Here is a 25150-nt window from a genome sequence, read left to right as displayed (position 1 = left end):
GCTCAGCGCAGCGCGCGGCCTTTGACGATGGCTTTTTCACCGAAACGGCTGCGAATGCTATCGGCGGCGCGCTCGGCCCGGCTGCGTTGTGCCGCCCCGGGGTCGAGCAGATCGCCCGCCATATCCGCCCCCTCGGCGCCCGACAGCTCGGAGAGGCCCACGCCGATCAGCCGATAGGCGCTTTGGTGATCGACCTGGTCGAAGAGGGCGCGGGCGGTGCGGTAAATCCGGTCGGCCAATTGGGTCGGGTCATGCAGCGAGAGGCGGCGCGACAGCACGGTATGATCGGCGCGTTTGAGCTTGAGCGTCACCACCCGGCCCGCCATCTCTTTCGCCTTGGCGCGGTCCGCCACTTTTTCCGCCAAACGCCAGATATGGCCGTCCAGAATCTCTGCATCGCCCGTATCGTCGGAGAATGTCGTTTCATTACTGATCGACTTCACCGGGCGGTGGCGCGAGACGCGGCGGGTGTCTTGGCCCCGTGCCAGATGCCACAGCCGGTCCCCCATGCTGCCAAAGCGCGCGATGAGGTCGGTCTGTTCCCACCGCAAGAGATCGGAAAAGCTGCGGATGCCTGCCTTTTCCAGCGCGGTCTGGGTAGCGGCACCGACGCCCCAGATCATGCCCACCGGTTTGTCGCGCAGAAAGTCTGCCGTTTCCCCCGCGCCGATGACGGAAAACCCATGCGGCTTGTCGAGGTCCGAGGCGACCTTGGCCAGAAACTTGTTGTGGCTCAGCCCGATGGAGCCGGTCAGCCCCAGTTCGGTCTTCATCCGCCGCACAAGCCGCGCCAGCATCATCGCCGGGGGCTGACCGTGCAGCCGCGCGGTGCCGGTCATGTCGAGAAAGGCTTCGTCCAGTGACAGGGGCTCGATGGCCGGGGTCATCTCTTCCATCATAGCCCGGATCGCACGGGAGGCTTCGACATAGACCTCCATCCGCGGCTTGATGATCACCGCCTCGGGGCAAAGCTTGAGCGCCTGAAACATCGGCATGGCGGAGCGCACGCCGCGAATGCGCGCGACATAGCAGGCGGTCGACACGACCCGCGCCGCCCGCCGCCGATGATGACGGGTTTGCCCGCGAGTTCGGGATTGTCCCGTTTTTCGACCGAGGCATAGAAGGCGTCGCAATCCATATGGGCGATGGAGAGGTCAAAGAGTTCCGGGTGGGACAGCACGCGCGGGCTGCCGCAGCGCGGACAGCGCCGCGCCGGCGGGATTTCAGTTAGACAATCGCGACAGAGGGTAGCCATGGGTACACCGGGAGGGCAGGGTTCGGGCGACGATTCTAAACAGATCGCGAGGGATTGAACATGGTCTTTGATGGCGCCAAGCTCGCGCTCTACCTTGGGGAGAAGCTGGCCGTGATCCTGCGCGATGACACGCCGGGGCTGCTCTTTGCCGATCACTGGGATTTGCCCGGCGGGGGCCGCGAGGGGGATGAGACCCCGCTGGCCTGCGCCCTGCGCGAATGCCGCGAAGAACTGGGGATCGTGGTGCCTGAAGATGCCGTGATCTGGGAGGGCCGCTTTGACGAGAGCGGGCGGATCAAATGGTTCTTCGTCGCGCGCTTGCCTGCGGAGGCGGAGGCCGAGATCGTTTTCGGCGACGAGGGGCAGCGCTGGCGCTTGATGACCGAGACGGAGTTTCTCAACCACCCCGCGCCGTGCCCGCCTTTCAGGACCGCTTGCGGGTCTATCTTGCAGAGCACGCGAATGGGGGGATGTAGGGCAAATAAAGGCCCCCGCCTGCGTGAGCGGGGGGAGGTGACGAACATCAGGAAGAACCAGTTCGTCGGGGAGTATCACCTGAGTTCAACATAACATATGGGGCGGTTTTCGCCTAACGTTGATGGAAGTGCTCGCGGCGCATGTCGGCGCGCTGTGGTCGATTTGCTACAGGCGGGGGCGAGCCCGTTGTTAACCTTCGGAAATTTCCTGAAGCAAGGCGCGGGCGGCGGCGGCGGGGTCTTCGGCCTGCCAGATCGGGCGGCCTACCACGATGTGATCGGCCCCGTCCGTGATGGCCTGCCCCGGTGTCGCGACGCGTTTCTGGTCGCCCAATGCAGCCCCTTGGGGGCGCACGCCGGGGGTGACGATCAGTTTGCCGCCCGCTTCGGGCAGGGCGCGGATCGCGGCGGCCTCTTGAGGGGAGGCGATGACCCCATCCGCGCCCGCGTCCAGCGCCCGGCCCGCGCGGGTCAGCACCAGATCACCCAGATCGCCCGGCTGGATCAGCGCGGCGTCAAGATCAGCGCGGTCCAGCGAGGTGAGGATTGTGACGGCGAGGATTTTCACATCGGTGCCCGCGGCCCCCTGTTTGGCCGCAGCCACCACATGCGGGTCGCCATGGACGGTCAGGAAATCCAGATCGAACTGCGCAAGGCCCCGCACCGCCGCCTCAACGGTGGCGCCGATGTCGAAGAGTTTCATATCAAGGAAGATGCGTTTGCCATGCTCTTGCTTCAGTTCATTGGCCAGGGCCAAGCCGCCGCCGGTCAGCATGCCAAGACCGATTTTGTAAAAGCCCACGGCATCGCCGAGCTTTTCGGCCAGTTCCAGCCCCGCGACTGCATGGGGAACATCAAGGGCGACAATCAGACGGTCATCAGACATGCGAGGGCTCCTGCCAAATTTCAAACGGCTTTGACCTACGCCGCAGCGCGGGGCAAGTCCATCATTCATGCGGGTAGGGCGCAAAAAAGAGGCCCGAACACCGCTGAGCGGGTCCGGGCCAAGTGATCAGAGACTTAGCAGGCAGGCACTGGTCTCTGGTTTGCGGAACGCCACATCGGGACAGATGAGGTGGCGGCAGGTCCGCGGGCAGCCGCGCGGCAGGCAGGCGCCGCGCGGAAGGGGGTCAAGCCGCGTCGCGACCGGGGAGGTGCATGACCTCTTCCAGCCAACGCAGCGGGTCGAAGCTGCGGCGTCCGGCCCGCTGTGCGGGGACGTGGCGCAGAACTTCGGAACTCAGGCCACGCTTTTGTGCGTGGCGGCGAAGCGCCTGACGGGACAGCCCGTCAGCGGCATCGTGGTATGACATGGTAATCGGGGCATCGATGGCGCAGGCGTAACGGCGCAGCTGCTCTCCGTCTTGAACGGTCACCAGCGCTTCGAAACACTGAGTGGCCGCATTATAGGTGACATCTGTCAACTGGATCGGGCGCGTCTGCATCGTTTCACCTCTTGCGTTCTTCTGAACCTTGGCAGGCTGCTTTGTCCTGCTCTCCTCTGCTGGGTAAACGCGAGAGGCGGCAAAATGGTTTCATTATGGTTACAGCTTCTGTGGATAAAGGTTAACAATGTATTTATATCAGTGACATAGGGATGTATTCTATGTCTCAAAATTGCCGTATTTTTGCCTTATTGGCTGATTTTTTCCTATTGGCGGCGCCGCTCTCGGCGGTATTTTGCATCTGGATGGTCTTGAACCGGCAACACCGCTTCCCAAATTGATACCGAGGCTCAGACCGCCGCGTGCCACATATCGGGCGCGGCATTTTAGAGCGCTTGTAGAAAAGGAGAGACCCATGGACTTGAGCAAGTTCACGGAAAGATCGCGCGGCTTCATTCAGGCGGCGCAGACCATTGCAACACGGGAAAGCCACCAGCGGCTGGCCCCGGAACATGTCCTCAAAGCGCTGTTGGACGACGACCAAGGGCTCGCGCGGAATCTGATTGCCGCGTCGGGCGGCGACGGGGCGCGCGTGGTGCAGGCGCTTGAGTTGGCGCTTGGCAAGATTCCGAAAGTCACCGGCGATGCGGGGCAGGTCTATCTGGACGGCACCACCGCCAAGGTGCTGGCCGAGGCCGAAGCGATTGCCAAGAAAGCAGGCGATAGTTTCGTCACTGTCGAGCGCATTCTGACCGCGCTTTGCATGGTGAAATCCGGCGCAAAGACGGCGCTGGAAGCGGGGCAGGTGACCGCCCAAGGGCTTAATGCCGCCATCAATGATGTGCGCAAGGGCCGCAAGGCCGACAGCGCCACTGCCGAAGACAACTATGAGGCGCTGGAGAAATACAGCCTCGACCTGACCGCGCGGGCCGAAGAGGGCAAGATCGACCCGATCATTGGCCGGGACGAAGAGATCCGCCGTGCCATGCAGGTGTTAAGCCGCCGCACCAAGAACAACCCGGTGCTGATCGGTGAGCCGGGCGTCGGTAAAACCGCCATCGCCGAAGGCTTGGCGCTGCGCATCGTGCATGGTGACGTGCCTGAATCCCTGCGCAACAAACGGCTTCTCGCGCTCGACATGGGGGCGCTGATCGCCGGGGCGAAATACCGCGGCGAGTTCGAGGAGCGTTTGAAAGCCGTGCTGACCGAGGTGACCGAAGCTGCGGGCGAGGTGATCCTCTTCATCGACGAGATGCACACGCTGGTCGGTGCCGGTAAGGCCGATGGCGCGATGGACGCCTCGAACCTGCTGAAGCCTGCGCTGGCGCGGGGGGAATTGCACTGTGTCGGTGCCACCACCCTCGAAGAGTACCGCAAATATGTTGAGAAAGACGCGGCACTCGCGCGGCGGTTCCAGCCGGTGATCGTGCAGGAGCCGACGGTGGAAGACACCGTCTCGATCCTGCGCGGCATTAAAGAGAAGTATGAATTGCACCACGGCGTGCGCATCAGCGACACCGCGCTGGTCGCGGCGGCGACGCTCAGCCATCGCTACATCACCGACCGTTTCCTGCCCGACAAGGCGATCGACCTGATGGACGAGGCGGCAAGCCGCCTGCGGATGGAGGTCGACAGCAAGCCTGAAGAACTGGATGCGCTGGACCGTCAGATCCTGCAGCTGCAGATCGAGGCGGAAGCGCTGAAGAAGGAAGACGATGCCGCGTCCAAGGATCGGCTGGAGGCTTTGCAAAAAGACCTCAGCGATCTGCAAGATCGCAGTGCCGAGATGACAGCGCAGTGGCAGGCCGAGCGTGACAAGCTGGCCGGGGCGCGTGACATCAAGGAGAAGCTCGACCAAGCGCGGGCCGAACTCGACATCGCGAAACGCGAAGGCAACCTCGCGCGCGCGGGCGAGCTATCTTATGGCGTGATCCCGCAGTTGGAACGCGACCTCGAAGCCGCCGAGGGCCGTGAGGATGACATGATGGTCGAAGAGGCCGTGCGCCCCGACCAGATCGCCTCCGTCGTTGAGCGTTGGACCGGCATCCCGGCGGGCAAGATGCTTGAGGGTGAGCGCGACAAGCTGCTGCGAATGGAAGAGCAGTTGCATGACCGCGTGATCGGGCAGAACGCCGCCGTGAAGGCCGTGGCCAATGCGGTGCGGCGCGCGCGGGCAGGGCTCAACGATGAGAACCGCCCCTTGGGCAGCTTCCTCTTCCTCGGGCCGACTGGTGTGGGCAAGACCGAGCTGACCAAGGCCGTGGCCGAGTTCCTCTTTGACGATGACAATGCGATGGTGCGCATCGACATGTCGGAGTTCATGGAGAAACACGCCGTGGCCCGTCTGATCGGTGCCCCTCCGGGCTACGTCGGCTATGACGAGGGTGGTGTGCTGACCGAAGCGGTGCGGCGCCGGCCCTATCAGGTCGTGCTCTTCGATGAGGTCGAAAAGGCGCATCCCGATGTCTTTAACGTGCTCTTGCAGGTGCTCGACGATGGTGTGCTGACCGATGGTCAGGGCCGCACGGTCGACTTCAAGCAGACGCTGATCGTGCTGACCTCCAACCTCGGGGCGCAGGCGCTGAGCCAACTGCCCGAGGGCGGCGATATGGCGGCGGCCAAGCGTGACGTGATGGATGCGGTCCGGGCGCATTTCCGGCCCGAGTTTCTGAACCGTCTGGACGAGACGATCATCTTTGACCGTCTGGGTCGCAAGGACATGGACGGGATCGTCGATATTCAGATGGCACGGCTGCTCAAGCGACTTGCCGGGCGGAAGATCACACTCGATCTCGACGACGCCGCGCGAAAATGGCTGGCGGATGAGGGCTATGACCCGGTCTTCGGGGCGCGTCCTTTGAAGCGGGTGATCCAGCGTACCGTGCAGGACCCGCTGGCCGAGATGCTCTTGGCCGGGGATGTGAAGGACGGCGACACCGTCACCGTTCGCGCCGGGGCCGATGGCTTGATCATCGGCGATCAGGTGGCCGCGTCAAACCGGCCCAAGCCGGATGACGCTACGGTGCACTAAACCTTAATAGATGAAGAGAAGGGCCGGGTTTTCCGGCCCTTCTTGCGACCGGAGGCAGAAACCTTTCGCCCAGTGGCACGCCGGGCATCGCCCTCTCTTCCCCCGGAGGGCGATGCCCTTTTCACTCTTCCCCAATCGCCTCTTTCACGATCTTGTCGAGCAGGCTCTGCACCTCTTGCATCGCGCCATCGGGAAAGGCGCGGTAGCCGATGGTCACCTCTTCACTCTCAGGCAGTTGCATGACGAAAATGTCGTAGGGGCAAAAGCCGATGTTCATCACATCCGCCTCCATCACCTTGCGCGACAGCGCAGCCGAGCAAAAGCTGAACACCTCCGCCGCCTCGAACAGCGCCACGTCCGACCCGACATCGGCGCGGGTGCGGTCGAGCATCTCACCGACATGGCTGACGTTCTCGGGGATGAGCCCTTGGTTCAGGATCGCGTTCTCCACCCCGAAGGTCACATCACCAAAGCTCTGGTCGGTGGTATAGGTAACCATCTCATCCGCTTGGGCGGCGCTGGCCCAGATCAGACCGGCGGCGAAAAGAAAACGGATCATGGCGGCACTCCTTTGAATAACGGCGCCTGACATTCCGGTGTGCTGGCTGAAATCCGGGCGAAAGGATTTGGTATGGCTTCCGGCGGGCGCTAACTTTGCATGAGTATAGTAGGGAGCGCTGAAATGGCCAATCGCTGGATCAATCGACTGACGGACCGTGACGTGACCGATGAGGCGCAATACCTCAACCGGCGGCAGATCATGGGCGGTGCGATGGCAGGGCTGGGCCTTGCCGGGCTGGGGCAGGGGGCCGCGGCCCAAGAGGGGCTGACCCCGAATGACTACGAAGACATCACCCAATACAACAATTACTACGAGTTCGGCACCGGTAAGGACGATCCTGCGAAATACGCAGGCGCGCTGACGACCGCCCCTTGGACCGTGACCATTGCGGGCATGGTCGACAAGCCGGGCGATTACGCTTTCGAGGATATCATGAAGGCGATGACCATCGAAGAGCGCATCTACCGGCTGCGCTGTGTCGAGGCGTGGTCGATGGTGGTGCCGTGGAATGGGTTCGAACTGGCCGATCTGCTCAATATGGCCGGGGTGCAATCCGGCGCGAAATACGTGGCTTTTGAAACCGCCTACCGCCCCGAAGAGATGCCGGGCCTGCGTTTCCCCGTGCTTGACTGGCCCTATGTTGAAGGGCTGCGGCTGGATGAGGCGATGCACCCGCTGACGATCATGGCCACCGGCATCTATGGCAAGGACATCCCAAACCAGAACGGCGCACCGCTGCGGTTGGTCGTGCCGTGGAAATACGGGTATAAATCCATCAAATCCGTGGTGCGCATCACGCTCACCGACACGCAGCCGCCCACCAGTTGGAACAAGGCCGCGCCGCGAGAATATGGTTTTTACAGCAATGTGAACCCCAAGGTCAGCCATCCGCGTTGGTCGCAGGCCGATGAGCGCCCCATCGGTGGCGGGCTCTTCGCAGGGCGCCAGCCGACGCTGATGTTCAACGGCTACGAAGAAGAGGTGGCGTCGCTTTACGAGGGCATGGACCTGACGGCGAACTTCTGATGCCTGCCGCGATATATATGCACCGTCCTTTCGCTCAAGCGCCGCTCTCTGGCGTGGCCGCAGCATGACGCGTCTGGCTGGTGCCCTGAACCGGGCCGCCCGCCGCATCCCGGTCTGGGCAGTCTATCTCCTGCTGGCCCTGCCCATCCCGTGGTTCTTTTACCAAGGGCTCACCGGCGGGCTGGGGCGTGATCCGGTAAAGGGGCTCGAACATCTCTATGGCGTCTGGGCGCTGCGCCTGCTGATCGCCGGTCTGGCGATCACCCCGTTGCGCCGGGTGTTTGGGGTGAGCCTCCTACGCTTTCGCCGGGCGATCGGTGTGATGACCTTCGTCTATGCGCTCGCGCATCTGACGGTCTGGGCGCTGCTCGACGTGCAGGGGCTGTCGCGTATCTGGGCGGATATTCTCAAACGGCCCTATATCACCATCGGTATGGCCGGGTTCCTCTGCCTCGTGCCGCTGGCAGCGACATCCAACAATTGGTCGCTGCGCAGGCTGGGGGCACGTTGGCGCAAACTCCACCGGCTGACCTATGTAGCAGCGCTCTTGGCAGCCCTACATTTCCTATGGCTGGCGAAAGGGTTTCAGCTAGAGCCGCTGGTCTATGCCGGTCTCGTCGCGGGGCTTTTGATCTATCGGCTGCCGTTAGGGGGCCTTTGGCAGAAAGGCCCGCGGGGATGGGCGACTCGGAAGGGGCAACAAGGGTCGTGATTCACGCGCCTGAAACGCGCGATTCCGGGCTGTGGCATGTGGATAACTGATGGCGTTAACATAACGTGGGCATATTAGGGGAGTTTGCGTTAACCTCTGCAGTGTCTCGCATGCCGTAAGTCGTTGTTTTGACGTGCTTCTATAGGACTTTCACAAAAACTGCACAAAACTTCAAAAAACGGCTTGCGGCTTTGCCCCACTAACCTTAGAACCCCTCTACCGGCGGCGCTGAAACGCACCGCTGGGGTGCCAGACGGGGCGGACGGCAGCGGAGACGCGAATGTTCGGATCGCGAGGCGGATAAGAATTCGAGGTATTAGAGGCGGGGCGCGCCAAGAAGTTAGGGCGCATCTCAGTTTCTTTTGTCTCAACGCTGTTTGAAAATTTGATATCTGAAGAGATATGTGGGCGGTTTGGTTCATTCGATGGATCAACGTCTGTATATCGCGCTCTTAGGGTTTCGGCCCGATGATAGAGTGTCAGCTTCACTGTTTGGACGGCTTTCGCTACTTTGTAGCTGAAGCACAACAAACAGAGAATGGTCTGCATCTTTCAGTAATGGATGCAGGTCGATGTGCAGAGGTTCGACGTCAAGGATACGCAGTAATGCGTTTCAACTTGAGAGTTTGATCCTGGCTCAGAACGAACGCTGGCGGCAGGCCTAACACATGCAAGTCGAGCGAGACCTTCGGGTCTAGCGGCGGACGGGTTAGTAACGCGTGGGAACGTGCCCTTCTCTGCGGAATAGCCACTGGAAACGGTGAGTAATACCGCATACGCCCTTCGGGGGAAAGATTTATCGGAGAAGGATCGGCCCGCGTTAGATTAGATAGTTGGTGGGGTAACGGCCTACCAAGTCTACGATCTATAGCTGGTTTTAGAGGATGATCAGCAACACTGGGACTGAGACACGGCCCAGACTCCTACGGGAGGCAGCAGTGGGGAATCTTAGACAATGGGCGCAAGCCTGATCTAGCCATGCCGCGTGTGTGATGAAGGTCTTAGGATCGTAAAGCACTTTCGCCAGGGATGATAATGACAGTACCTGGTAAAGAAACCCCGGCTAACTCCGTGCCAGCAGCCGCGGTAATACGGAGGGGGTTAGCGTTGTTCGGAATTACTGGGCGTAAAGCGCGCGTAGGCGGATTGGAAAGTTGGGGGTGAAATCCCGGGGCTCAACCCCGGAACTGCCTCCAAAACTATCAGTCTAGAGTTCGAGAGAGGTGAGTGGAATTCCAAGTGTAGAGGTGAAATTCGTAGATATTTGGAGGAACACCAGTGGCGAAGGCGGCTCACTGGCTCGATACTGACGCTGAGGTGCGAAAGTGTGGGGAGCAAACAGGATTAGATACCCTGGTAGTCCACACCGTAAACGATGAATGCCAGTCGTCGGGCAGTATACTGTTCGGTGACACACCTAACGGATTAAGCATTCCGCCTGGGGAGTACGGTCGCAAGATTAAAACTCAAAGGAATTGACGGGGGCCCGCACAAGCGGTGGAGCATGTGGTTTAATTCGAAGCAACGCGCAGAACCTTACCAACCCTTGACATCCTGTGCCACTCCGAGAGATCGGACGTTCCCTTCGGGGACGCAGTGACAGGTGCTGCATGGCTGTCGTCAGCTCGTGTCGTGAGATGTTCGGTTAAGTCCGGCAACGAGCGCAACCCACATCCTTAGTTGCCAGCAGTTCGGCTGGGCACTCTAAGGAAACTGCCCGTGATAAGCGGGAGGAAGGTGTGGATGACGTCAAGTCCTCATGGCCCTTACGGGTTGGGCTACACACGTGCTACAATGGCAGTGACAATGGGTTAATCCCCAAAAGCTGTCTCAGTTCGGATTGGGGTCTGCAACTCGACCCCATGAAGTCGGAATCGCTAGTAATCGTGGAACAGCATGCCACGGTGAATACGTTCCCGGGCCTTGTACACACCGCCCGTCACACCATGGGAGTTGGTTCTACCCGACGGCCGTGCGCTAACCTTTTGGGGGCAGCGGACCACGGTAGGATCAGCGACTGGGGTGAAGTCGTAACAAGGTAGCCGTAGGGGAACCTGCGGCTGGATCACCTCCTTTCTAAGGATGTTCCTAGCCAGTTGAGCCTCGCTCAACTCGTGGAACACTTAGCAGATCGGCAAACAAAGCCGGTCAATATATAGAACCGAGCCGTCCTCATATCTCTTCAGAAATAGGTCCTGCGCTGAACGCGTGGGTCTCAATAGTTTGGGGCCTTAGCTCAGCTGGGAGAGCGCCTGATTTGCATTCAGGAGGTCAGGAGTTCGATCCTCCTAGGCTCCACCAAGCCTTTTGCAAAGCAAAAGGCGTCGCCCTGGTTGCCCGTCCAACGGACGTGCGAGAAGGGCAGCAATCAGCCCATCGAGACCAGCTTAACCACGCTGGCCCTCCCGGGACATTCCTTCGGAATGCCCTGACGGGCGACGCCGATTTGCCTTCGGCAAATCAGCTGGGTCGGTAGCTCAGGTGGTTAGAGCGCACGCCTGATAAGCGTGAGGTCGGAGGTTCAAGTCCTCCTCGACCCACCACCCCTTCTAGGGTGGTATATAGAACATACCTTCAAGCACATGCTCATGTGTTTGAACGTCTGTTCCCGGATGAAGCAAGCTTCATTCAATCCAGACGGTAGCGTGACATCCTTCGGATGCACGTGATTGACATCGTAAAGAGAGATACTAACAACATGTTTGATCGCCCCGCGTGAGGGGATGATCTCAGTTGCTGCCCTTCGGGGCCGGTGTTTGACGGACTGTTTCCTCGGTCCTTCAGGCATATCGCGGCTGAAACGAATATGTTGTCCAAGTCAAGTACACTAACCAGAGCGGTGACGCTGCCTCCTGCACGGACGGCAGCTATCTGCATCGCTCATTGTCCAGACGACAGTCTGGGCGGGTAAAGTATGCTTTTGATGCAGAATAAGAGGGTCAGTTTCTTACCAGCTTCTGATCTTCGCGCGAGGCGCTAAGTCTTGCTTTTTCTGGATCAAATCAAGCGCGAAAAGGGCGTTTGGTGAATGCCTTGGCAGTAAGAGGCGATGAAAGACGTGATACTCTGCGATAAGCCATGGGGAGCTGAGAATAAGCTTTGATCCATGGATTTCTGAATGGGGCAACCCACCTGATTATACTCTGTTATTGCTTCGCAATGAACACTCCGTGCCGACCTTTGGTCGGTACATTTTGATCTTCGATCAAAACACTGGGTGGTCGCCAGCGAAGTGATTATCAGGGTGTAAGACCAGGTATTTTTAGGCTGAATATATAGGCTTAAAAAGGCAAACCCGGGGAACTGAAACATCTAAGTACCCGGAGGAAAGGAAATCAATTGATACTCCCCTAGTAGCGGCGAGCGAACGGGGACCAGCCGAGCCATGAGTGTGATTAGAATGCGTTGGAATGCGCAACCAAAGTGGGTGACAGTCCCGTATAAGAAGCATGATTGGACGTATTAAGTAGGGCGGGACACGTGAAATCCTGTCTGAAGATCGGAGGACCACCTTCGAAGGCTAAGTACTCCTTACTGACCGATAGTGAACCAGTACCGTGAGGGAAAGGTGAAAAGCACCCCGACGAGGGGAGTGAAACAGTACCTGAAACCGAACGCCTACAATCAGTTGGAGCATCCTTGCGATGTGACAGCGTACCTTTTGTATAATGGGTCATCGACTTGGTCTCACGAGCAAGCTTAAGCCGTTAGGTGTAGGCGCAGCGAAAGCGAGTCTTAATAGGGCGTCGAGTTCGTGGGATCAGACCCGAAACCGAGTGATCTAGGCATGGCCAGGTTGAAGATAAGGTAACACTTATTGGAGGACCGAACCCACATCTGTTGAAAAAGATCGGGATGAGCTGTGCCTAGGGGTGAAAGGCCAATCAAACTCGGAGATAGCTGGTTCTCTGCGAAATCTATTTAGGTAGAGCGTCATCCGAATACCCTCGGGGGTAGAGCACTGGATGGGTAATGGGGCCCCACAGGCTTACTGATCCTAACCAAACTCCGAATACCGAGGAGTACTGGATGGCAGACACACGGCGAATGCTAACGTCCGTCGTGGAGAGGGAAACAACCCTGACCTCCGGCTAAGGCCCCTAATTCATGGCTAAGTGGGAAAGCAGGTGAGACGACCAAAACAACCAGGAGGTTGGCTTAGAAGCAGCCATCCTTTAAAGATAGCGTAACAGCTCACTGGTCTAAATAAGTTGTCTTGCGGCGAAGATGTAACGGGGCTCAAGCCATGAGCCGAAGCCGAGGATGCATTTATTGCATGGTAGCAGAGCGTAGTGTGACATAGTTCCATGTGTCCTTATCGTCCCTCGGGACGTATTGGACACAAGGAGCTTTCTGTGAAGCCGGCGCGTGAGCGATCCGGTGGAGAGATCACTAGTGAGAATGATGACATGAGTAGCGACAAAGAGTGTGAGAGACACTCTCGCCGAAAGTCCAAGGGTTCCTGCTTAAAGCTAATCTGAGCAGGGTAAGCCGACCCCTAAGGCGAGGCCGAAAGGCGTAGTCGATGGGAACCAGGTTAATATTCCTGGGCCAGATGGAAGTGACGGATCGCAGAGGTAGTTCATCCTTATCGGATTGGATGGGCTGCTGAGCGGTCCCTGGAAATAGCTCCATCATCAGATCGTACCCTAAACCGACACAGGTGGACAGGTAGAGAATACCAAGGCGCTTGAGAGAACTATGTTGAAGGAACTCGGCAAAATACCTCCGTAAGTTCGCGAGAAGGAGGCCCGGTTCCTAGGCAACTAGGGGCTGGGGGCACAAACCAGGGGGTGGCGACTGTTTATTAAAAACACAGGGCTCTGCGAAGTCGCAAGACGACGTATAGGGTCTGACGCCTGCCCGGTGCCTGAAGGTTAAAAGGAGGAGTGAGAGCTCTGAATTGAAGCCCAGGTAAACGGCGGCCGTAACTATAACGGTCCTAAGGTAGCGAAATTCCTTGTCGGGTAAGTTCCGACCTGCACGAATGGCGTAACGACTTCCCCGCTGTCTCCAACATAGACTCAGCGAAATTGAATTACCGGTCAAGATGCCGGTTACCCGCGGTTAGACGGAAAGACCCCGTGCACCTTTACTACAGCTTCACACTGGCATTAGGCCGAACATGTGCAGGATAGGTGGTGGGCTTTGAAACCGAGACGCCAGTCTCGGTGGAGCCTCCCTTGAGATACCACCCTTGTTCTGCTTGATGTCTAACCGCGGACCGTTATCCGGTTCCGGGACCCTGTGTGGCGGGTAGTTTGACTGGGGCGGTCGCCTCCTAAATCGTAACGGAGGCGCGCGAAGGTTGGCTCAGAGCGGTCGGAAATCGCTCGTTGAGTGCAATGGCAGAAGCCAGCCTGACTGCGAGACTGACAAGTCGAGCAGAGTCGAAAGACGGCCATAGTGATCCGGTGGTCCCAAGTGGGAGGGCCATCGCTCAACGGATAAAAGGTACGCCGGGGATAACAGGCTGATACTGCCCAAGAGTCCATATCGACGGCAGTGTTTGGCACCTCGATGTCGGCTCATCTCATCCTGGGGCTGGAGCAGGTCCCAAGGGTACGGCTGTTCGCCGTTTAAAGAGGTACGTGAGCTGGGTTTAGAACGTCGTGAGACAGTTCGGTCCCTATCTTCCGTGGGTGTAGGATACTTGAGAGGAGTTGCCCCTAGTACGAGAGGACCGGGGTGAACGATCCACTGGTGGACCAGTTGTTATGCCAATAGCAGTGCTGGGTAGCTATGATCGGACAGGATAACCGCTGAAGGCATCTAAGCGGGAAGCCCCCTCAAAACAAGGTATCCCTGAGAGCCGTGGTAGACCACCACGTCGATAGGCCAGAGATGTAAGCGTAGTAATACGTTCAGTTGACTGGTACTAATTGCTCGATAGGCTTGATTTGATCCAGTAGAAGCAAGACTGCTTAAACTGATCAAAAGCATACACATACAATCAGTCGTACATGACTTGGACAAACACGCTTTGCGCTCCAATGGAGACGGAGCGGGAACGGGCATCCTTCGGATACCCTGCCTCCCGCCGCCGCTCTGCTGCGCAGAGCGCTGCTAGGAATTTATTCGGTTTGGTGATCATAGCGCGAGCAAAACACCTGGTCCCATCCCGAACCCAGCCGTTAAGTGCCGTAGCGCCGATGGTACTGCGTCTTAAGACGTGGGAGAGTAGGTCATCGCCAAACCTAATAAGTTCCTAGACTACAGTATCTCTCGACGATGATCAGATTAACAAAACCGCCGCAGCTCAATGCTGCGGCGGTTTGCGTTTGAGGGGGCTTTCCGGCGGCCTTCGAGTTTTGGCGGCGCAAACGGTAAGCATGCCAGAAAAAATCTCAAGAAAAATTACCTTTCTCTGTTCGAATGCGCTTGCAGCTCCCGCGCTATAAGTCTAAACGGAGGGCATTGGCGCGGGATGGAGCAGCCCGGTAGCTCGTCAGGCTCATAACCTGAAGGTCGTAGGTTCAAATCCTACTCCCGCAACCAAGCCTATCGAACTTTTGTTCGCAAAGCCGCCCTTCGGGGCGGCTTTTGCGTATGTCATTGGGAACTTTGTCAAATCTCCCTCGATGCCCAGGAGGTGTTTTCCTTCCTCCACTTCCTCGACGCTGATGGTTTCCACCAGAACCCGCAGAATATCGCGCGCATGGATGACCAATTCGGGTTCTGCGAGGATCGTTTCCAGCTTTCTGACATGCGCAGCGTAGACCTCTTCTAAGTCAGTTGGGAGCATCGGCCGGGCGTCTTCGATCTGCCGCTGTTGGGCCTGCAACTTGAGCTTCCGCGCTTCAGCTTTCGACAGGGCTTCAATGAGGGCAGGGCTGTTCACACCGGCGAGGATCGCGCCGGTTCCGTTACGAATTTCAGTCTCCACCGCGCGGAGCTGGCGGGTGACCGAAGCGCGGTCTGTTGATTGTCACTGAGAACTGACCCGGTATTTTCACCGAGATTTGACCCACCCTCAGTTATGCGTCGTGGTCTATGATGCGGTCAATGTTTTGGCCTCCTTTGCAGTTTTCTTTGCTGCCTCAGAACTGACCTTGAAGCGGTAGCTGTCGTTTCCGGTTTCGAGGATGTGGCAGCGGTGGGTAAGCCGATCCAAGAGAGCGGTGGTCATCTTTGCATCCCCGAAGACCTGCGCCCATTCTGAGAAGCTAAGGTTGGTGGTGATGATCACACTGGTGCGCTCATAGAGCTTACTGAGCAGATGGAAGAGCAGCGCCCCGCCAGATGAACTGAACGGCAGGTAGCCGAGTTCGTCCAAAATGACCAAGTCGACCTTCGTCAGCGTCTCAGCCAGTTTCCCTGCCTTTCCAAGCGCCTTCTCCTGTTCCAACGCATTGACCAATTCTACGGTCGAGAAGAAGCGGACCTTGCGCCTGTGGTGCTCAATCGCTTGGACGCCAATTGCAGTGGCCGTGTGGCTCTTGCCCGTTCCGGGACCGCCGATCAAAACGACATTTTCGGCCGCTTCGATAAACTCGCATCGATGTAGCTGCCGCACTGTCGCTTCGTTGACCTCACTCGATGCAAAGTCGAAGCCCGTCAGATCCTTGTATGCGGGGAAGCGGGCGACTTTCGTGTGGTAGGCGATAGACCGTACCTCGCGTTCGGCGATCTCAGCCTTGAGCAGCTGTGACAGCATTGGTGTGGCAGCTTCGAACGCTGGCGCGCCCTGGGCGACCAAGTCTTCAATCGCATTTGCCATGCCGTACAGCTTGAGACTGCGTAGCATGATCACGATAGAAGCTCCTGCTGGGTCATGACGCATGGCGCTTCTCCTTAGTCTGTCGCAACCCGTCATAGCGATCGACGTTGGCCTCTGGCGTTGACTGCAATGCCAGTGCGTCCGGCGGATCGACCTCGGGGTGATCTGTCGGTCTGCGGTCGATCAATCGATGCAACAGGTTCAGGATGTGCGTCTTGGTGGGGACGCCCGCTTCAAGTGCCAGCTCCACTGCGCACAAAACGTCATCTTCGTTGTGCTGAAGGACCAGAGACAGAATGTCGACCATCTCTCGGTCACCGCCTTCTTTACGCAGCATGTGATCCTGAAGTTGCCGGAAGGCATCCGGCATCTCCGTGAACGGCGCACCATTGCGTAAGGCACCTGGTTTGCGTTGGATGACAGCGAGATAGTGACGCCACTCATAGATGACCTTGCCGGGCTTGCGATGAGATCGCTCGATGATCCGCGCATGCTCGCAAACCGTTTGCCCTTCAGCGACCACGACCAGCCGTTCGGGATAAACATGCAAACTGACACGTCGGTTCGCGAAGCTGGCGGGAACGCTGTAGCGATTGCGTTCGAACGTGATCAGGCATGTGGGTGACACACGCTTACTGTGTTCGATAAAGCCATCGAATGCCGGCGGCAGTGCCATCAGCGTGGGCTTCTCGGCCTCCCACACGTCAGCGATGGACCCCGGCAAAGCCTTGTGCGGTGTCTCTGCCCAAAGGGCGATACAGCGATCTTCAAGCCATTGGTTCAGCTCGTCCAGATCGGCAAAGACCGGCATGACTTGCCACATGCGGTTGCGCGCATCCTGCACGTTCTTCTCAACCTGGCCTTTCTCCCAACCTGCGGCTGGATTGCAGAACTCGGGCTCAAACACGTAGTGGCTGGCCATAGCCTTGAAGCGTGCATTGACGTCCCGCTGCTTGCCTCTGCCCACACGATCAACGGCGGTCTTCATATTGTCATAGATCCCGCGACCAGGCACGCCGCCGAAGACGCGGAATGCATGCCAGTGGGCGTCAAACAGCATCTCGTGCGTTTGCAGCGGGTAGGCCCGCACCAAGAAAGCGCGGCTGTGTGACAGTTTGATATGCGCGACCTGAAGTTTGGCGCGCTCACCGCCAATGTTGGCCCAGTCCTCGCTCCAATCGAATTGGAAGGCTTCGCCGGGCGCGAACACCAAAGGCACGTAGGTGCCGCGCCCCGTCGTCTGTTCCGCTCGATGCCGATCTTCACGCCATGCCCGGGCGAAAGCTGCTACGCGTTCATAGGAGCCATCATATCCCAGCTTCACCAGATCAGCATGCATTTGCTTCACTGTCCGCCGCTCTTTGCGTGACTTCCGCGTCTGGATTAAAAGCCAGGCTGACAGCCGATCCGAATAGGGATCCAGCTTGCTTGGACGCTTGGGCGTCTTGAACTGCGGTTCCACCGCACCTTCACGCAGATACTTCTTTATCGTGTTCCGAGACAAACCCGTCCGCCGGGCAATCTCCCTGATTGGCATCTTGTCACGCAATGCCCAGCGTCGAATGACACTCAAAAATCCCATGTCGATCACTCCAAATCCCCCAACCAAAACCGTCGGGAAGTGTGTTCACATGGGTCAATTCTCAGTGACAATTTATGGGGCTACCGGGTCAGTTCTCAGTGACAATCAACAGGCCTTAACGATATGCGCGGGCGGTCCGAGACGATCGAGGTCTACGCGCTTGCCGCGCTCGGCCATGAGGATGTCCCAGGCGCAGGCGAGTATTGTGGGCTGCGTGTGGAAGTGTTCAGGGTTCGTGACGACCGCATGGGCGGTTTCGGTGCTGCGGGTTTGCATTTTCCATCTCCATTACCGGGGCGGTATGGAGGGAGGTTAAGCGGTAATATTACCGCAGTCAATGGCGATGCGGTTATATTACCGCAAATCGGCGATTTGCCGACATCCATCCCATGCTGTGAAATGCCTACCGGCTTGGCAGTGGTAAAGAAAAAACCCGCCACAAGGGCGGGTTTGGTACTGACCTAGGCGCTCTGAAACTAAGAGCTATAGTACAAGTTCAAACTTTCTCGACAACAAGCTGAATAAGACCGGAAAGCGCTACAAGGGCTCCAACTACCCAAATCAACCGGGTCGTCATCCAGTCCTTAGTCGGCATGTCATCTAGCTTGCCTTTGATAAAGGACATATCGGCTTCCAACTGTCGGACACGCTGTTCCATCTCGCCACCTCCACCTCCACCACTATGTGATCGAGTATCTGATTTTTTCAAGCTCTCAATTTGAGCAATGATCTGTTGCTGGGAGCGGTTCTGTCCCGAGATATCTCTGACTTTATCGCTCACTTTTGGCCTCCTTGTCGGCTGGTATCTGGCCCAGAGGTCTATCATCGTCTGTTACGCCGTGAACTATTGCCATGGATTCCTTTAGTGATTCATAGGCCTTCACTACTTCCGAGTGATCGTCTTCTTCAGAAATAACCAACACGTTCAGATCTTGAACGGTCAGTTGGAATAATGCCAACTTGAGCAATCTCGATTCCACTTCGAGGCTTTCAACTCGCTGTTCCAGAGTGGCCAGTTTGTCTAGAAGTGCACTGTTAGTTGTTTCTGTCATGCTCGTCTCGCCATATCCGCAGGCAGGTGCATACGCACCCGCGCGGCCCATTTCAGTTGTACGTCATGCTGGTTATCGGCGCCGGGGTTTAACGAAATGAGGTTGAACAGCCCTCTCTCAGAACCCGAGCGCACTTGTTTGACCCAACCCATGCCGTTCACGTCTTCGCAGACACAGCGGTGACCGATGGCTTCTGCCGGAACGCCGTCAGGGGTCTCTCGTGTATAAAACAGTAGATCGCCAGCGGAATAGATCGGTTCCATGCTGTCGCCCTGAACCTCGACTGCCACTATGCCATGCGGCGATAACTGGGGAGGACACTCAACTTGCGGGCCGTCGCCTTTTTCATAGGCGTCGAAGACTGGGACCATCGCACCTGCACCTACTGCGCCGGCGATTGCGACGGTGGGGCGGGGTTGATCTTCCTCCACTCCGTAAAGCAGCCATAACTCCGAAACGCCCAGTGCCGCCGCGACTTTACTGATAGATGTGACGTTTGCCCCGGCGCTTTCATCGCCAGCCTGAAATCTGCGCCGCCAATTCCGGATGCCATCTTTCGACAGCCCGGCTTCCTTAGACAGAGCCTGCTCTGAGAGCCCTATTTCTTTCCCGCGCTGCTGAATTCGCTGGAGAATTTCACCCATATCCATGCGGTCATAATTACCGCACGTGGCGCAATCGAGGGAGCGGTAACATGACCGTTGACGATGCGGTAAAATAACCGCATATTGCCGGTCATGAACACAATTGAGACCCTTTTGGCGGTTGCGGACGCCTACAAGCGAGCTTCGGGAGTTGAATTCGACCGAACCGTCTCTCATCGCGTATTCGGCGATAGCAAGAAGCTATCTGCTCTTCGTGCGGGATCAGACATAACAATCAAACGGTACAATGCCGCTTTGGTCTGGTTCGCCCAAAACTGGCCGGAAGGCATTGAGAAACCCCCAGCTTTGGCCGGTCTGCCTAGTTTCACCAAGGACGCCGCCTAATGCCGCGCCCCTTCCTCCCTCTCTGTCAAAATACCCTGTCATGCACTGAACCTGCTTTGGTCACCGCATCAAAACCATGGAAACAAACATGAAGATTTCCAGCGAAGCACTTTCAGACAAGATCGACGCCGCGCTTCGTCTCCGGGTTGGCCACGGCAAGACCTACTCGTTTGAGGCTTTGGAAGAGGTCACAGGCATCAAGGCTCGGACCCTTCGCAGCTATGAAGAGGGTGTGACGCCGACCGCCGCTGGCCTGATGTCGCTTTTCGCCGCGCTTGGGCCGGGGTTCACTTCCGACATTTTAGGCATGGTGGGTCAATCAGCCCGAAAGGGTGAGGCTTGTCTTCCTGAGCACATGCCTACGCTTTGCGCCGCGACCGCGTTCTCATCGCTCTTGGCGGAGGCGTTGACTGACGGTCACGTCGATCACCGTGAAGCTGCTGTCCTGCGCCCGATTGCCTTGGAGCTGATGGAGTTGCTGGCCCCGATTGCCCGCGGGAAGCCGGCTGCTGTGCGGACTGGCGGTGCGGCGTGAACAATTCAGCGGTTTCGATTTTTCGCTTTCGTCATCCGCAGGCTTCGGAGGGGCATCGTTGCGATCCGCCCTCTGTCGAGCCGCGGTTCCGGGGCGGTGCGCAGCGTCTGGGGATGCGCGCCGCCCCGTCCAATTTGCGTGGCAGGGCGTTTCATGCGCTTTCCCTCACCGATGGGGCGCGGTGCCGCGCAAAGCCCCGCCCGGCGCCGGGCCAGCCTGTGGTGCGGCGCCGGGGTCTACTCCCTGTTGAACTAAGGCGCGCGGCCGGCAACGGCTGCGCGCCCTTTTTGCTCAGTTCAGCAGGTGAGACGACGGATTGCCTCGTTCTTGGCATCGGGATGCACCTCACCGGACAGAACTTCTGCAATTCGGTACGAGCAAGCGCCCATGAAATGTTGGATGACAACGTAATCTTCGCATTGCAAGCGCATGATCCAAATGGTTACAGCATCGTCGAAGGTAAAGAATTTGCGCCGAATGGCGTATGGGTTCAGAAGGACGCCCGTCATCGGGTGTCTGCCGTCCGGTCCGATGGACCGGTAAGAGATAGTCATGGGAGGTTCCTTTTCCTGACTATGGCGATCAATCGGCGTTCTCTCAGTGGGCCGATGATCGCGGTGTGTCGCGCAGTTCAGCGGCGCGGTATCGCTAGTCGGGGTGGCGATTCGTACTCGCTGCCCCGACGTACCAACATAAATCCTACATGCCCGCCTGATCGGTCAATGCATCGACCGCAAGGCTGCCTTCCTACGGCCGTGGGCCTGTGCCGGATGTCTGCTTATTATCAGAGGTTTGACCTAACCATTGAGCGACACAAGTTATTGACAGCCCTGCGTTCGTTCGGGCTGTGGCAAGTTTCAAAGCATCTTGATCGCATCCGCCAAAGCAGTCTTCACAGCTTGCCTCGACTTAGCCAGAAACTCTTTGCGGGTTGGCTCTTCAATTATAGAGATATGCACATTCACGATGATCTGAGAGTTCGTTTCAGGATCGTGCAGGACCAGCGACGCGGTTCCTTTATCCGGTCGGATCATTTCGTTGGTTACTTCAAATCCCATGGCTCGATCTTCTCCAATCAGGCGCTAAAGGGGTCGGCGGTTCCTCCCGGCAGCTCTTCCGGCTGCTATACCGCCGCCACAATTTCAGGTCGTCAGCTTCTTCAGTGCGAGCATCGCGGCTTCGGGGAACACATCTCCTCGAAACACTTCACCAACGCGGTTTGCGTTGGTGCCCAGCCGTTGAACGACATCCGTAAAGGTCTCGCCTTGCTGGCGCAAAATATGGGCGGTTACCGCCTCATCAAGCGTCAGTTGCTTTCGCTTAATCGAAATGTCATTGAGCGCTACACCAGTCATATGGTGTTCGTAGGTTGCCATGGGAATATCTCCTTCTCTGGCAATGTGGTCCGGCGTTTTTCGAGATTCCGCCGGGCCTGGTTTGCCGCGATCACAGTTGCGGTTGAACTGCCCGGGTCGAAGAGTTGTGATCTTCGGCCCGGGGCCTCACTTTACTGCAGTACCCGTACCCTACATCAAGGCTTTTCTGGGGCAAAAAGCGCAATAAAAGCCTTGCCCAATACAACATGTTTTGTCGTACGGGGTGATTCCCTCTACTTATTGTGGTTGGGACTAGGCCGCCGACTGGTGGGAACAGCTTGGAGGCCCAAAGGTATCACCTCCTTGGTGGAGGCCGCCTAATGGTCGCTTATAACTTCCCGCCAGAAGACGCCCGCGCGATCATCTTTGGCATCAAGGCCAGCGTGATCAAGCCTCATGGCAAGCGGCCCCATGTGGCAGTCGGCGGCACTGTCCATGCTTTTTGCGGCGCTGTGCCGCCGCTCTGGATGAAGTCGCCGGAGTGCCACCGCCTGATCGTCGCGCCCTGTAGCCGCTCCGAAGAGATCGTCATCGAGGCTGGCAAGGTAACGCTTGGCAATGCTGTGATGGTCACGCCGGAATGGTTCGAGACACTCGCGCGGGATGAAGGTTTCAGCGACTTCGGCTCGCTACAGGTCCACTATGACCGCCTCTACGGTTTGCCTTTCCGGGGCCAGTACATCCGCTGGCGGCCTGACAAGGCTGAATTCCGCGCCCAGTGGCCGCTGATTCTTAAACCACCCGGTTCACCCGACAGCACAGAGCAGGCGGCGCAGCCTCCGTAAGAGGGGCGCGTCGTTCTGAAAACCAATCGGAATGGTTCGGCAGGCGGTTAACGCAGGCCGACAAGTAAGGCAAAGGCACGGCGTTTCGTCGTGCCAACAGGCATGTGAGGACGGAACCTGTGGACCCAAGGCGCAAATACGACATCGAGCCGTCTCCTTTCGAGGGGAGTTGCGCGTAATCGCGCCGGAAGAGTGGCGCCAGCAGCGATGGGGCTGGATGGAAAGCGTCCGCCGCGACAGCAGCCTGAGCCCCATGGCTCGGCTTGTCGCCGACACGTTGGTGCTGGAATTCGCCAACCGGGAAACCCACCGGTGCGACCCGTCCCGGCGTCAGCTGGCTGACATTCACGGCTGTTCTGAAGACACGATCAAGCGGGTGATCAAGGAACTGGTCGACGCTGAATGGATCGTCGTTCTTGCGGGTGTCGGCCGGGGGCGCAGCACGCAATACGGCTTCCTCACGCGGGCCAAGATCGTGCAGCTAAAAGGGGGCAAAAATGCACCCTTAAAAGGGGGTAGGAATGCCCCCTTTCCTGTCTCGCAAAAGGGGGCAGATTTGCACGGAAAAGGGGGCAAATCTGCCTTCGTGCATAATATAGATAAACCACAGAAGAACCAAAGGGCGCAGGGGGCCAAGTTTTCCCCAAATCCGATGGTTCAGCGCGAGGCGCAAAACGCTGTCGCCAGATGGCGCGAAGGTCGGGCTGATGCGCTCGCCGATCTTCAGCCGTGGGTTATCGATCACATCATCGCTGCGAAGCTTCTCACCGATGCCGAACAGGCAGCGTTGGGGCTGGGCTGAGAAAAGGGGAATGGGGCAAATGGATCAGATCACAACCACCGACAGCGCGCAGGAAGCCGCTGCGCCGCAGGAAACCAACCGGGCCCGGGTGCGCAGGCTCTTCATCGATCCTCTGGTCAAGGATGGGATGCGGTTCAAGCATCACACCTCCGCCGAAGACCAGCGCCGCAAGCTGGATCAGATGGCAGATGACCTCGGGTATCTCTCCGACGAATCCCTGCGGGTGCTGGCTGCTTGCATGCGCACCAAGGGCGAAGGCACCAACAAGGTCTTCTGGCCCAGCCGGGTCAGCCTTCTGGGATTTGCCGAGGCGCGAGAGCGGATGCCGTTGCAGGATGTGCCGGGGCTGAGGTCGTGGTTCGTATCGGCCGCTGGTCGCAAAGCCGCCGCAGTGCCGGGCCGATTGGTCGCTGAGTATGCCTTCTGGAAGAGCCACAAGCGGCCACCGCTCGCGGATCGCGAATGGGCCGGGATCAACGAGCGGGCTGCGGACTATGCGCGGCGGGTCGAACTTATCGAGGATCGCCAAGCGCGCGGCGTGCTGGTCACCGGCGAAGAGCGGAACTGGCTGCGGCGCTATCACGAAACCGAAGCCATGCTTCGCGGCTGGCTGGATGAGAAGGGCGCGTGATGCAGATGGTACCTTTGAAGGCTGAGGCGATGAGCCGCGTCCGCAAGCCGATTTCGATCCAGCGGCTGTTGGAATGGGCATTCGCCGATGAGTGCGCCTCGATCGATTTTGAGGATGAAGGCACATTGGCGCCGGGATACGGCCATGTCGGCAACGCTTACCGCATGGCGCAGCGCGGGCTGCTGGGCTGCAAGATCGATGGCGGTGGCCGGTCATACCCGGATCATGACGCTGACATCGTTGCCTCGGCGGTGGCTGTGCTGCCCGACGGTTGCGGTGGTCGACGCATGGCAGTGCAGATCGCTGAGTTAGCACGGGCGCGTGCTCTGCCTGAAGCTTATGTCGGAGCAGTCACGCGATGTGAGCCGGTAGGTTGGCATGTGAACCCGCACGGTCGCCGCGCTGTAACGGAAACGCTTGGGCAGGTGGCTGACTGCAGCGGTCGTAAGGTGAAGCGCCATGACATCCGGGTGTGTCCGGTTGTGTTCCGTCCTGCTGCGGATCAGATCGCGGCGGCGCGCCGCAATTATTTGCAGTGGTGGTCAGCCCTGCTGGAGCTTCGAGTTTGTCTGCAAATTCAGAATGATATGTCCCGTTGGAATGTGACGCATGAACTGCCAGCACGTACGCCTTGGAAAAAAGTACTTGCCGAATAAATCTAGCCCCCCTAGACATGACGCCAGCACCCCCAACGCGCCCGGCGAGGACCACCCTCTCCGGGCGCGTTGCGTTTGTGGGTGGGCGGAGGTGTCGCATGGGTAGGCTTGCTGGTCGGGGCATGGGCTCACGGATCGGTCGGACTGCCTCGCGGTTGAACGCGGACCCAAAGAAGCCTGCCAAAGCCGAAGGCCCGCGGCATTCGTCGCACCGGTGGTACTCGCTCGCCCGCTGGCGTCGGTTGCGTTGGTCAGTGCTCGAAGAGGCGCGCTTCACCTGCGCTTGGTGCAAATGGATTGAGGCGAACACATCAAAGCTGGTGGCTGACCATAAGCGCGCGCATCGGGGCGATCCGGACCTGTTCTGGGATCGCGACAACCTGCAGTGCCTCTGCAAGGCCTGCCACGACAGCGAAAAGCAGCGGCAGGAACGCCGAGGGGAGGGGGGTAAAAGTCTGCCACCCCGCCAGAGCGGAAACCGGCAGCCCCATCATTCGGAGATTTTTTTCTGGTGGATCAGAGATTTGACTTACTGGGTGACCCTATCCCTGAGGGGCGCGGTGGTCCGGGTCGAA

At 58.4% G+C, this 25150-nt stretch carries 24 protein-coding genes, 3 tRNA genes, 3 rRNA genes and 1 pseudogene; 17 read left to right on the top strand and 14 right to left on the bottom strand.

Annotation, left to right across the window (positions count from 1 at the left end; translation table 11 throughout):
• Positions 1-2 precede the first annotated feature (2 nt).
• A pseudogene (locus CUR85_RS05855) lies at positions 3-1255 on the bottom strand (DNA polymerase IV).
• 60 nt (positions 1256-1315) lie between these two features.
• Here CUR85_RS05855 and CUR85_RS05850 point away from each other — a divergent pair.
• Complete coding sequence (locus CUR85_RS05850) at positions 1316-1825, top strand: NUDIX hydrolase (protein WP_280322198.1); 510 nt, start codon at positions 1316-1318, stop codon at positions 1823-1825.
• A gap of 96 nt (positions 1826-1921) precedes the next feature.
• Here CUR85_RS05850 and pyrF read toward each other — a convergent pair whose 3' ends face one another.
• Both pyrF and CUR85_RS05840 read right to left on the bottom strand, forming a co-directional pair.
• Positions 1922-2617, bottom strand: coding sequence for an orotidine-5'-phosphate decarboxylase (pyrF, locus tag CUR85_RS05845; RefSeq protein WP_067265828.1), 696 nt, complete (start codon positions 2615-2617; stop codon positions 1922-1924).
• Between the two features lie 244 nt (positions 2618-2861).
• Positions 2862-3176, bottom strand: a complete 315-nt coding sequence (locus CUR85_RS05840; RefSeq protein ID WP_067265831.1) for an orotidine 5-phosphate decarboxylase — start codon at positions 3174-3176, stop codon at positions 2862-2864.
• 355 nt (positions 3177-3531) lie between these two features.
• On the opposite strand from CUR85_RS05840, the gene clpB reads away from it, so the two are divergent.
• Entirely contained in the window at positions 3532-6147 is a 2616-nt protein-coding gene (gene clpB / locus CUR85_RS05835; RefSeq protein WP_067265833.1) for an ATP-dependent chaperone ClpB, read from the top strand.
• Positions 6148-6268: 121 nt separating this feature from the next.
• Here the strand turns inward: clpB and CUR85_RS05830 are convergent, their stop codons facing one another.
• Entirely contained in the window at positions 6269-6706 is a 438-nt protein-coding gene (locus CUR85_RS05830; protein WP_067265836.1) for a DUF302 domain-containing protein, read from the bottom strand.
• A 123-nt stretch (positions 6707-6829) separates the two neighbouring features.
• On the opposite strand from CUR85_RS05830, the gene msrP reads away from it, so the two are divergent.
• The 9 genes from msrP to CUR85_RS05785 all read left to right on the top strand — a co-directional run bounded on the left by msrP (position 6830) and on the right by CUR85_RS05785 (position 15177).
• Complete coding sequence (gene msrP, locus CUR85_RS05825; RefSeq protein ID WP_067265838.1) at positions 6830-7735, top strand: protein-methionine-sulfoxide reductase catalytic subunit MsrP; 906 nt, start codon at positions 6830-6832, stop codon at positions 7733-7735.
• A 64-nt stretch (positions 7736-7799) separates the two neighbouring features.
• A complete protein-coding gene (msrQ, locus tag CUR85_RS05820; RefSeq protein ID WP_067265840.1) occupies positions 7800-8447 on the top strand; it encodes a protein-methionine-sulfoxide reductase heme-binding subunit MsrQ in 648 nt (215 codons plus the stop codon).
• Positions 8448-9061: 614 nt separating this feature from the next.
• Positions 9062-10523: ribosomal RNA gene (locus CUR85_RS05815) — 16S ribosomal RNA — on the top strand.
• 149 nt (positions 10524-10672) lie between these two features.
• Positions 10673-10748: transfer RNA gene (locus CUR85_RS05810), tRNA-Ala, on the top strand.
• A 165-nt stretch (positions 10749-10913) separates the two neighbouring features.
• A tRNA-Ile gene (locus tag CUR85_RS05805) sits at positions 10914-10990 on the top strand.
• A 457-nt stretch (positions 10991-11447) separates the two neighbouring features.
• Positions 11448-14350, top strand: a 23S ribosomal RNA gene (locus CUR85_RS05800).
• Positions 14351-14529: 179 nt separating this feature from the next.
• Positions 14530-14644: ribosomal RNA gene (gene rrf, locus CUR85_RS05795) — 5S ribosomal RNA — on the top strand.
• Together the 16S, 23S and 5S rRNA genes with 3 tRNA genes alongside form the textbook arrangement of a ribosomal RNA operon.
• Positions 14645-14868: 224 nt before the next feature.
• Positions 14869-14945: transfer RNA gene (locus CUR85_RS05790), tRNA-Met, on the top strand.
• 94 nt (positions 14946-15039) lie between these two features.
• Positions 15040-15177 carry a hypothetical protein gene (locus tag CUR85_RS05785; RefSeq protein ID WP_231886287.1) on the top strand — a complete coding sequence of 46 codons (138 nt, stop codon included), beginning with the start codon at positions 15040-15042 and terminating at the stop codon, positions 15175-15177.
• Between the two features lie 261 nt (positions 15178-15438).
• Here the strand turns inward: CUR85_RS05785 and istB are convergent, their stop codons facing one another.
• The 6 genes from istB to CUR85_RS05755 all read right to left on the bottom strand — a co-directional run bounded on the left by istB (position 15439) and on the right by CUR85_RS05755 (position 19445).
• The gene (gene istB / locus CUR85_RS05780) at positions 15439-16230 is read right to left on the bottom strand and encodes an IS21-like element helper ATPase IstB (RefSeq protein WP_067266994.1); all 792 of its coding nucleotides are present in this window, start codon (positions 16228-16230) and stop codon (positions 15439-15441) included.
• Positions 16220-17749, bottom strand: coding sequence for an IS21 family transposase (istA, locus tag CUR85_RS05775; protein ID WP_136720741.1), 1530 nt, complete (start codon positions 17747-17749; stop codon positions 16220-16222). The genes istB and istA overlap by 11 nt, the downstream gene beginning before the upstream one ends.
• 105 nt (positions 17750-17854) lie before the next feature.
• Positions 17855-18025, bottom strand: a complete 171-nt coding sequence (locus tag CUR85_RS05770; protein WP_280322191.1) for a hypothetical protein — start codon at positions 18023-18025, stop codon at positions 17855-17857.
• A gap of 220 nt (positions 18026-18245) precedes the next feature.
• Positions 18246-18530 (bottom strand): hypothetical protein, encoded by a 285-nt coding sequence (locus CUR85_RS05765; RefSeq protein ID WP_136720695.1) that lies wholly within the window; start codon positions 18528-18530, stop codon positions 18246-18248.
• Positions 18520-18801 (bottom strand): hypothetical protein, encoded by a 282-nt coding sequence (locus tag CUR85_RS05760; protein WP_136720694.1) that lies wholly within the window; start codon positions 18799-18801, stop codon positions 18520-18522. Before CUR85_RS05760 ends, CUR85_RS05765 begins: the two co-directional genes overlap by 11 nt.
• Entirely contained in the window at positions 18798-19445 is a 648-nt protein-coding gene (locus CUR85_RS05755; RefSeq protein WP_280322188.1) for a S24 family peptidase, read from the bottom strand. Before CUR85_RS05755 ends, CUR85_RS05760 begins: the two co-directional genes overlap by 4 nt.
• Before the next feature lie 93 nt (positions 19446-19538).
• Here CUR85_RS05755 and CUR85_RS05750 point away from each other — a divergent pair, with 93 nt between their 5' ends.
• Positions 19539-19790: a hypothetical protein gene (locus CUR85_RS05750; protein ID WP_280322187.1), complete on the top strand. Its 252-nt coding sequence runs from the start codon at positions 19539-19541 to the stop codon at positions 19788-19790.
• An 88-nt stretch (positions 19791-19878) separates the two neighbouring features.
• Entirely contained in the window at positions 19879-20325 is a 447-nt protein-coding gene (locus CUR85_RS05745; RefSeq protein ID WP_280322186.1) for a hypothetical protein, read from the top strand.
• A 296-nt stretch (positions 20326-20621) separates the two neighbouring features.
• On the opposite strand, the gene CUR85_RS05740 is transcribed toward CUR85_RS05745, so the two are convergent.
• The 3 genes from CUR85_RS05740 to CUR85_RS05730 form a co-directional block, all read right to left on the bottom strand.
• A complete protein-coding gene (locus CUR85_RS05740) occupies positions 20622-20879 on the bottom strand; it encodes a hypothetical protein (protein WP_120350088.1) in 258 nt (85 codons plus the stop codon).
• Between the two features lie 303 nt (positions 20880-21182).
• Complete coding sequence (locus CUR85_RS05735) at positions 21183-21383, bottom strand: hypothetical protein (protein ID WP_136720690.1); 201 nt, start codon at positions 21381-21383, stop codon at positions 21183-21185.
• Between the two features lie 84 nt (positions 21384-21467).
• The gene (locus tag CUR85_RS05730) at positions 21468-21701 is read right to left on the bottom strand and encodes a helix-turn-helix domain-containing protein (RefSeq protein ID WP_136720689.1); all 234 of its coding nucleotides are present in this window, start codon (positions 21699-21701) and stop codon (positions 21468-21470) included.
• 320 nt (positions 21702-22021) lie between these two features.
• On the opposite strand from CUR85_RS05730, the gene CUR85_RS05725 reads away from it, so the two are divergent.
• The 4 genes from CUR85_RS05725 (at position 22022) to CUR85_RS05710 (ending at position 24575) form a co-directional block, all read left to right on the top strand.
• Positions 22022-22486 (top strand): hypothetical protein, encoded by a 465-nt coding sequence (locus CUR85_RS05725; RefSeq protein WP_136720688.1) that lies wholly within the window; start codon positions 22022-22024, stop codon positions 22484-22486.
• A 169-nt stretch (positions 22487-22655) separates the two neighbouring features.
• The gene (locus CUR85_RS05720; RefSeq protein WP_280322183.1) at positions 22656-23288 is read left to right on the top strand and encodes a helix-turn-helix domain-containing protein; all 633 of its coding nucleotides are present in this window, start codon (positions 22656-22658) and stop codon (positions 23286-23288) included.
• Positions 23289-23307: 19 nt separating this feature from the next.
• Positions 23308-23919 carry a hypothetical protein gene (locus CUR85_RS05715; RefSeq protein ID WP_136720686.1) on the top strand — a complete coding sequence of 204 codons (612 nt, stop codon included), beginning with the start codon at positions 23308-23310 and terminating at the stop codon, positions 23917-23919.
• Complete coding sequence (locus CUR85_RS05710; protein ID WP_211243586.1) at positions 23919-24575, top strand: hypothetical protein; 657 nt, start codon at positions 23919-23921, stop codon at positions 24573-24575. The genes CUR85_RS05715 and CUR85_RS05710 overlap by 1 nt, the downstream gene beginning before the upstream one ends.
• A 311-nt stretch (positions 24576-24886) precedes the next feature.
• On the opposite strand, the gene CUR85_RS05705 is transcribed toward CUR85_RS05710, so the two are convergent.
• Positions 24887-25069 carry a hypothetical protein gene (locus CUR85_RS05705; protein ID WP_280322174.1) on the bottom strand — a complete coding sequence of 61 codons (183 nt, stop codon included), beginning with the start codon at positions 25067-25069 and terminating at the stop codon, positions 24887-24889.
• Between the last annotated feature and the right edge of the window lie 81 nt (positions 25070-25150).

This window comes from Sulfitobacter faviae (assembly GCF_029870955.1).
In the GTDB taxonomy this organism is placed as follows: Bacteria; Pseudomonadota; Alphaproteobacteria; order Rhodobacterales; family Rhodobacteraceae; genus Sulfitobacter; species Sulfitobacter faviae.
The sequence above is the reverse complement of the archived record's forward strand: the minus strand, read 5'-3'. Positions and strand labels throughout refer to the sequence as shown.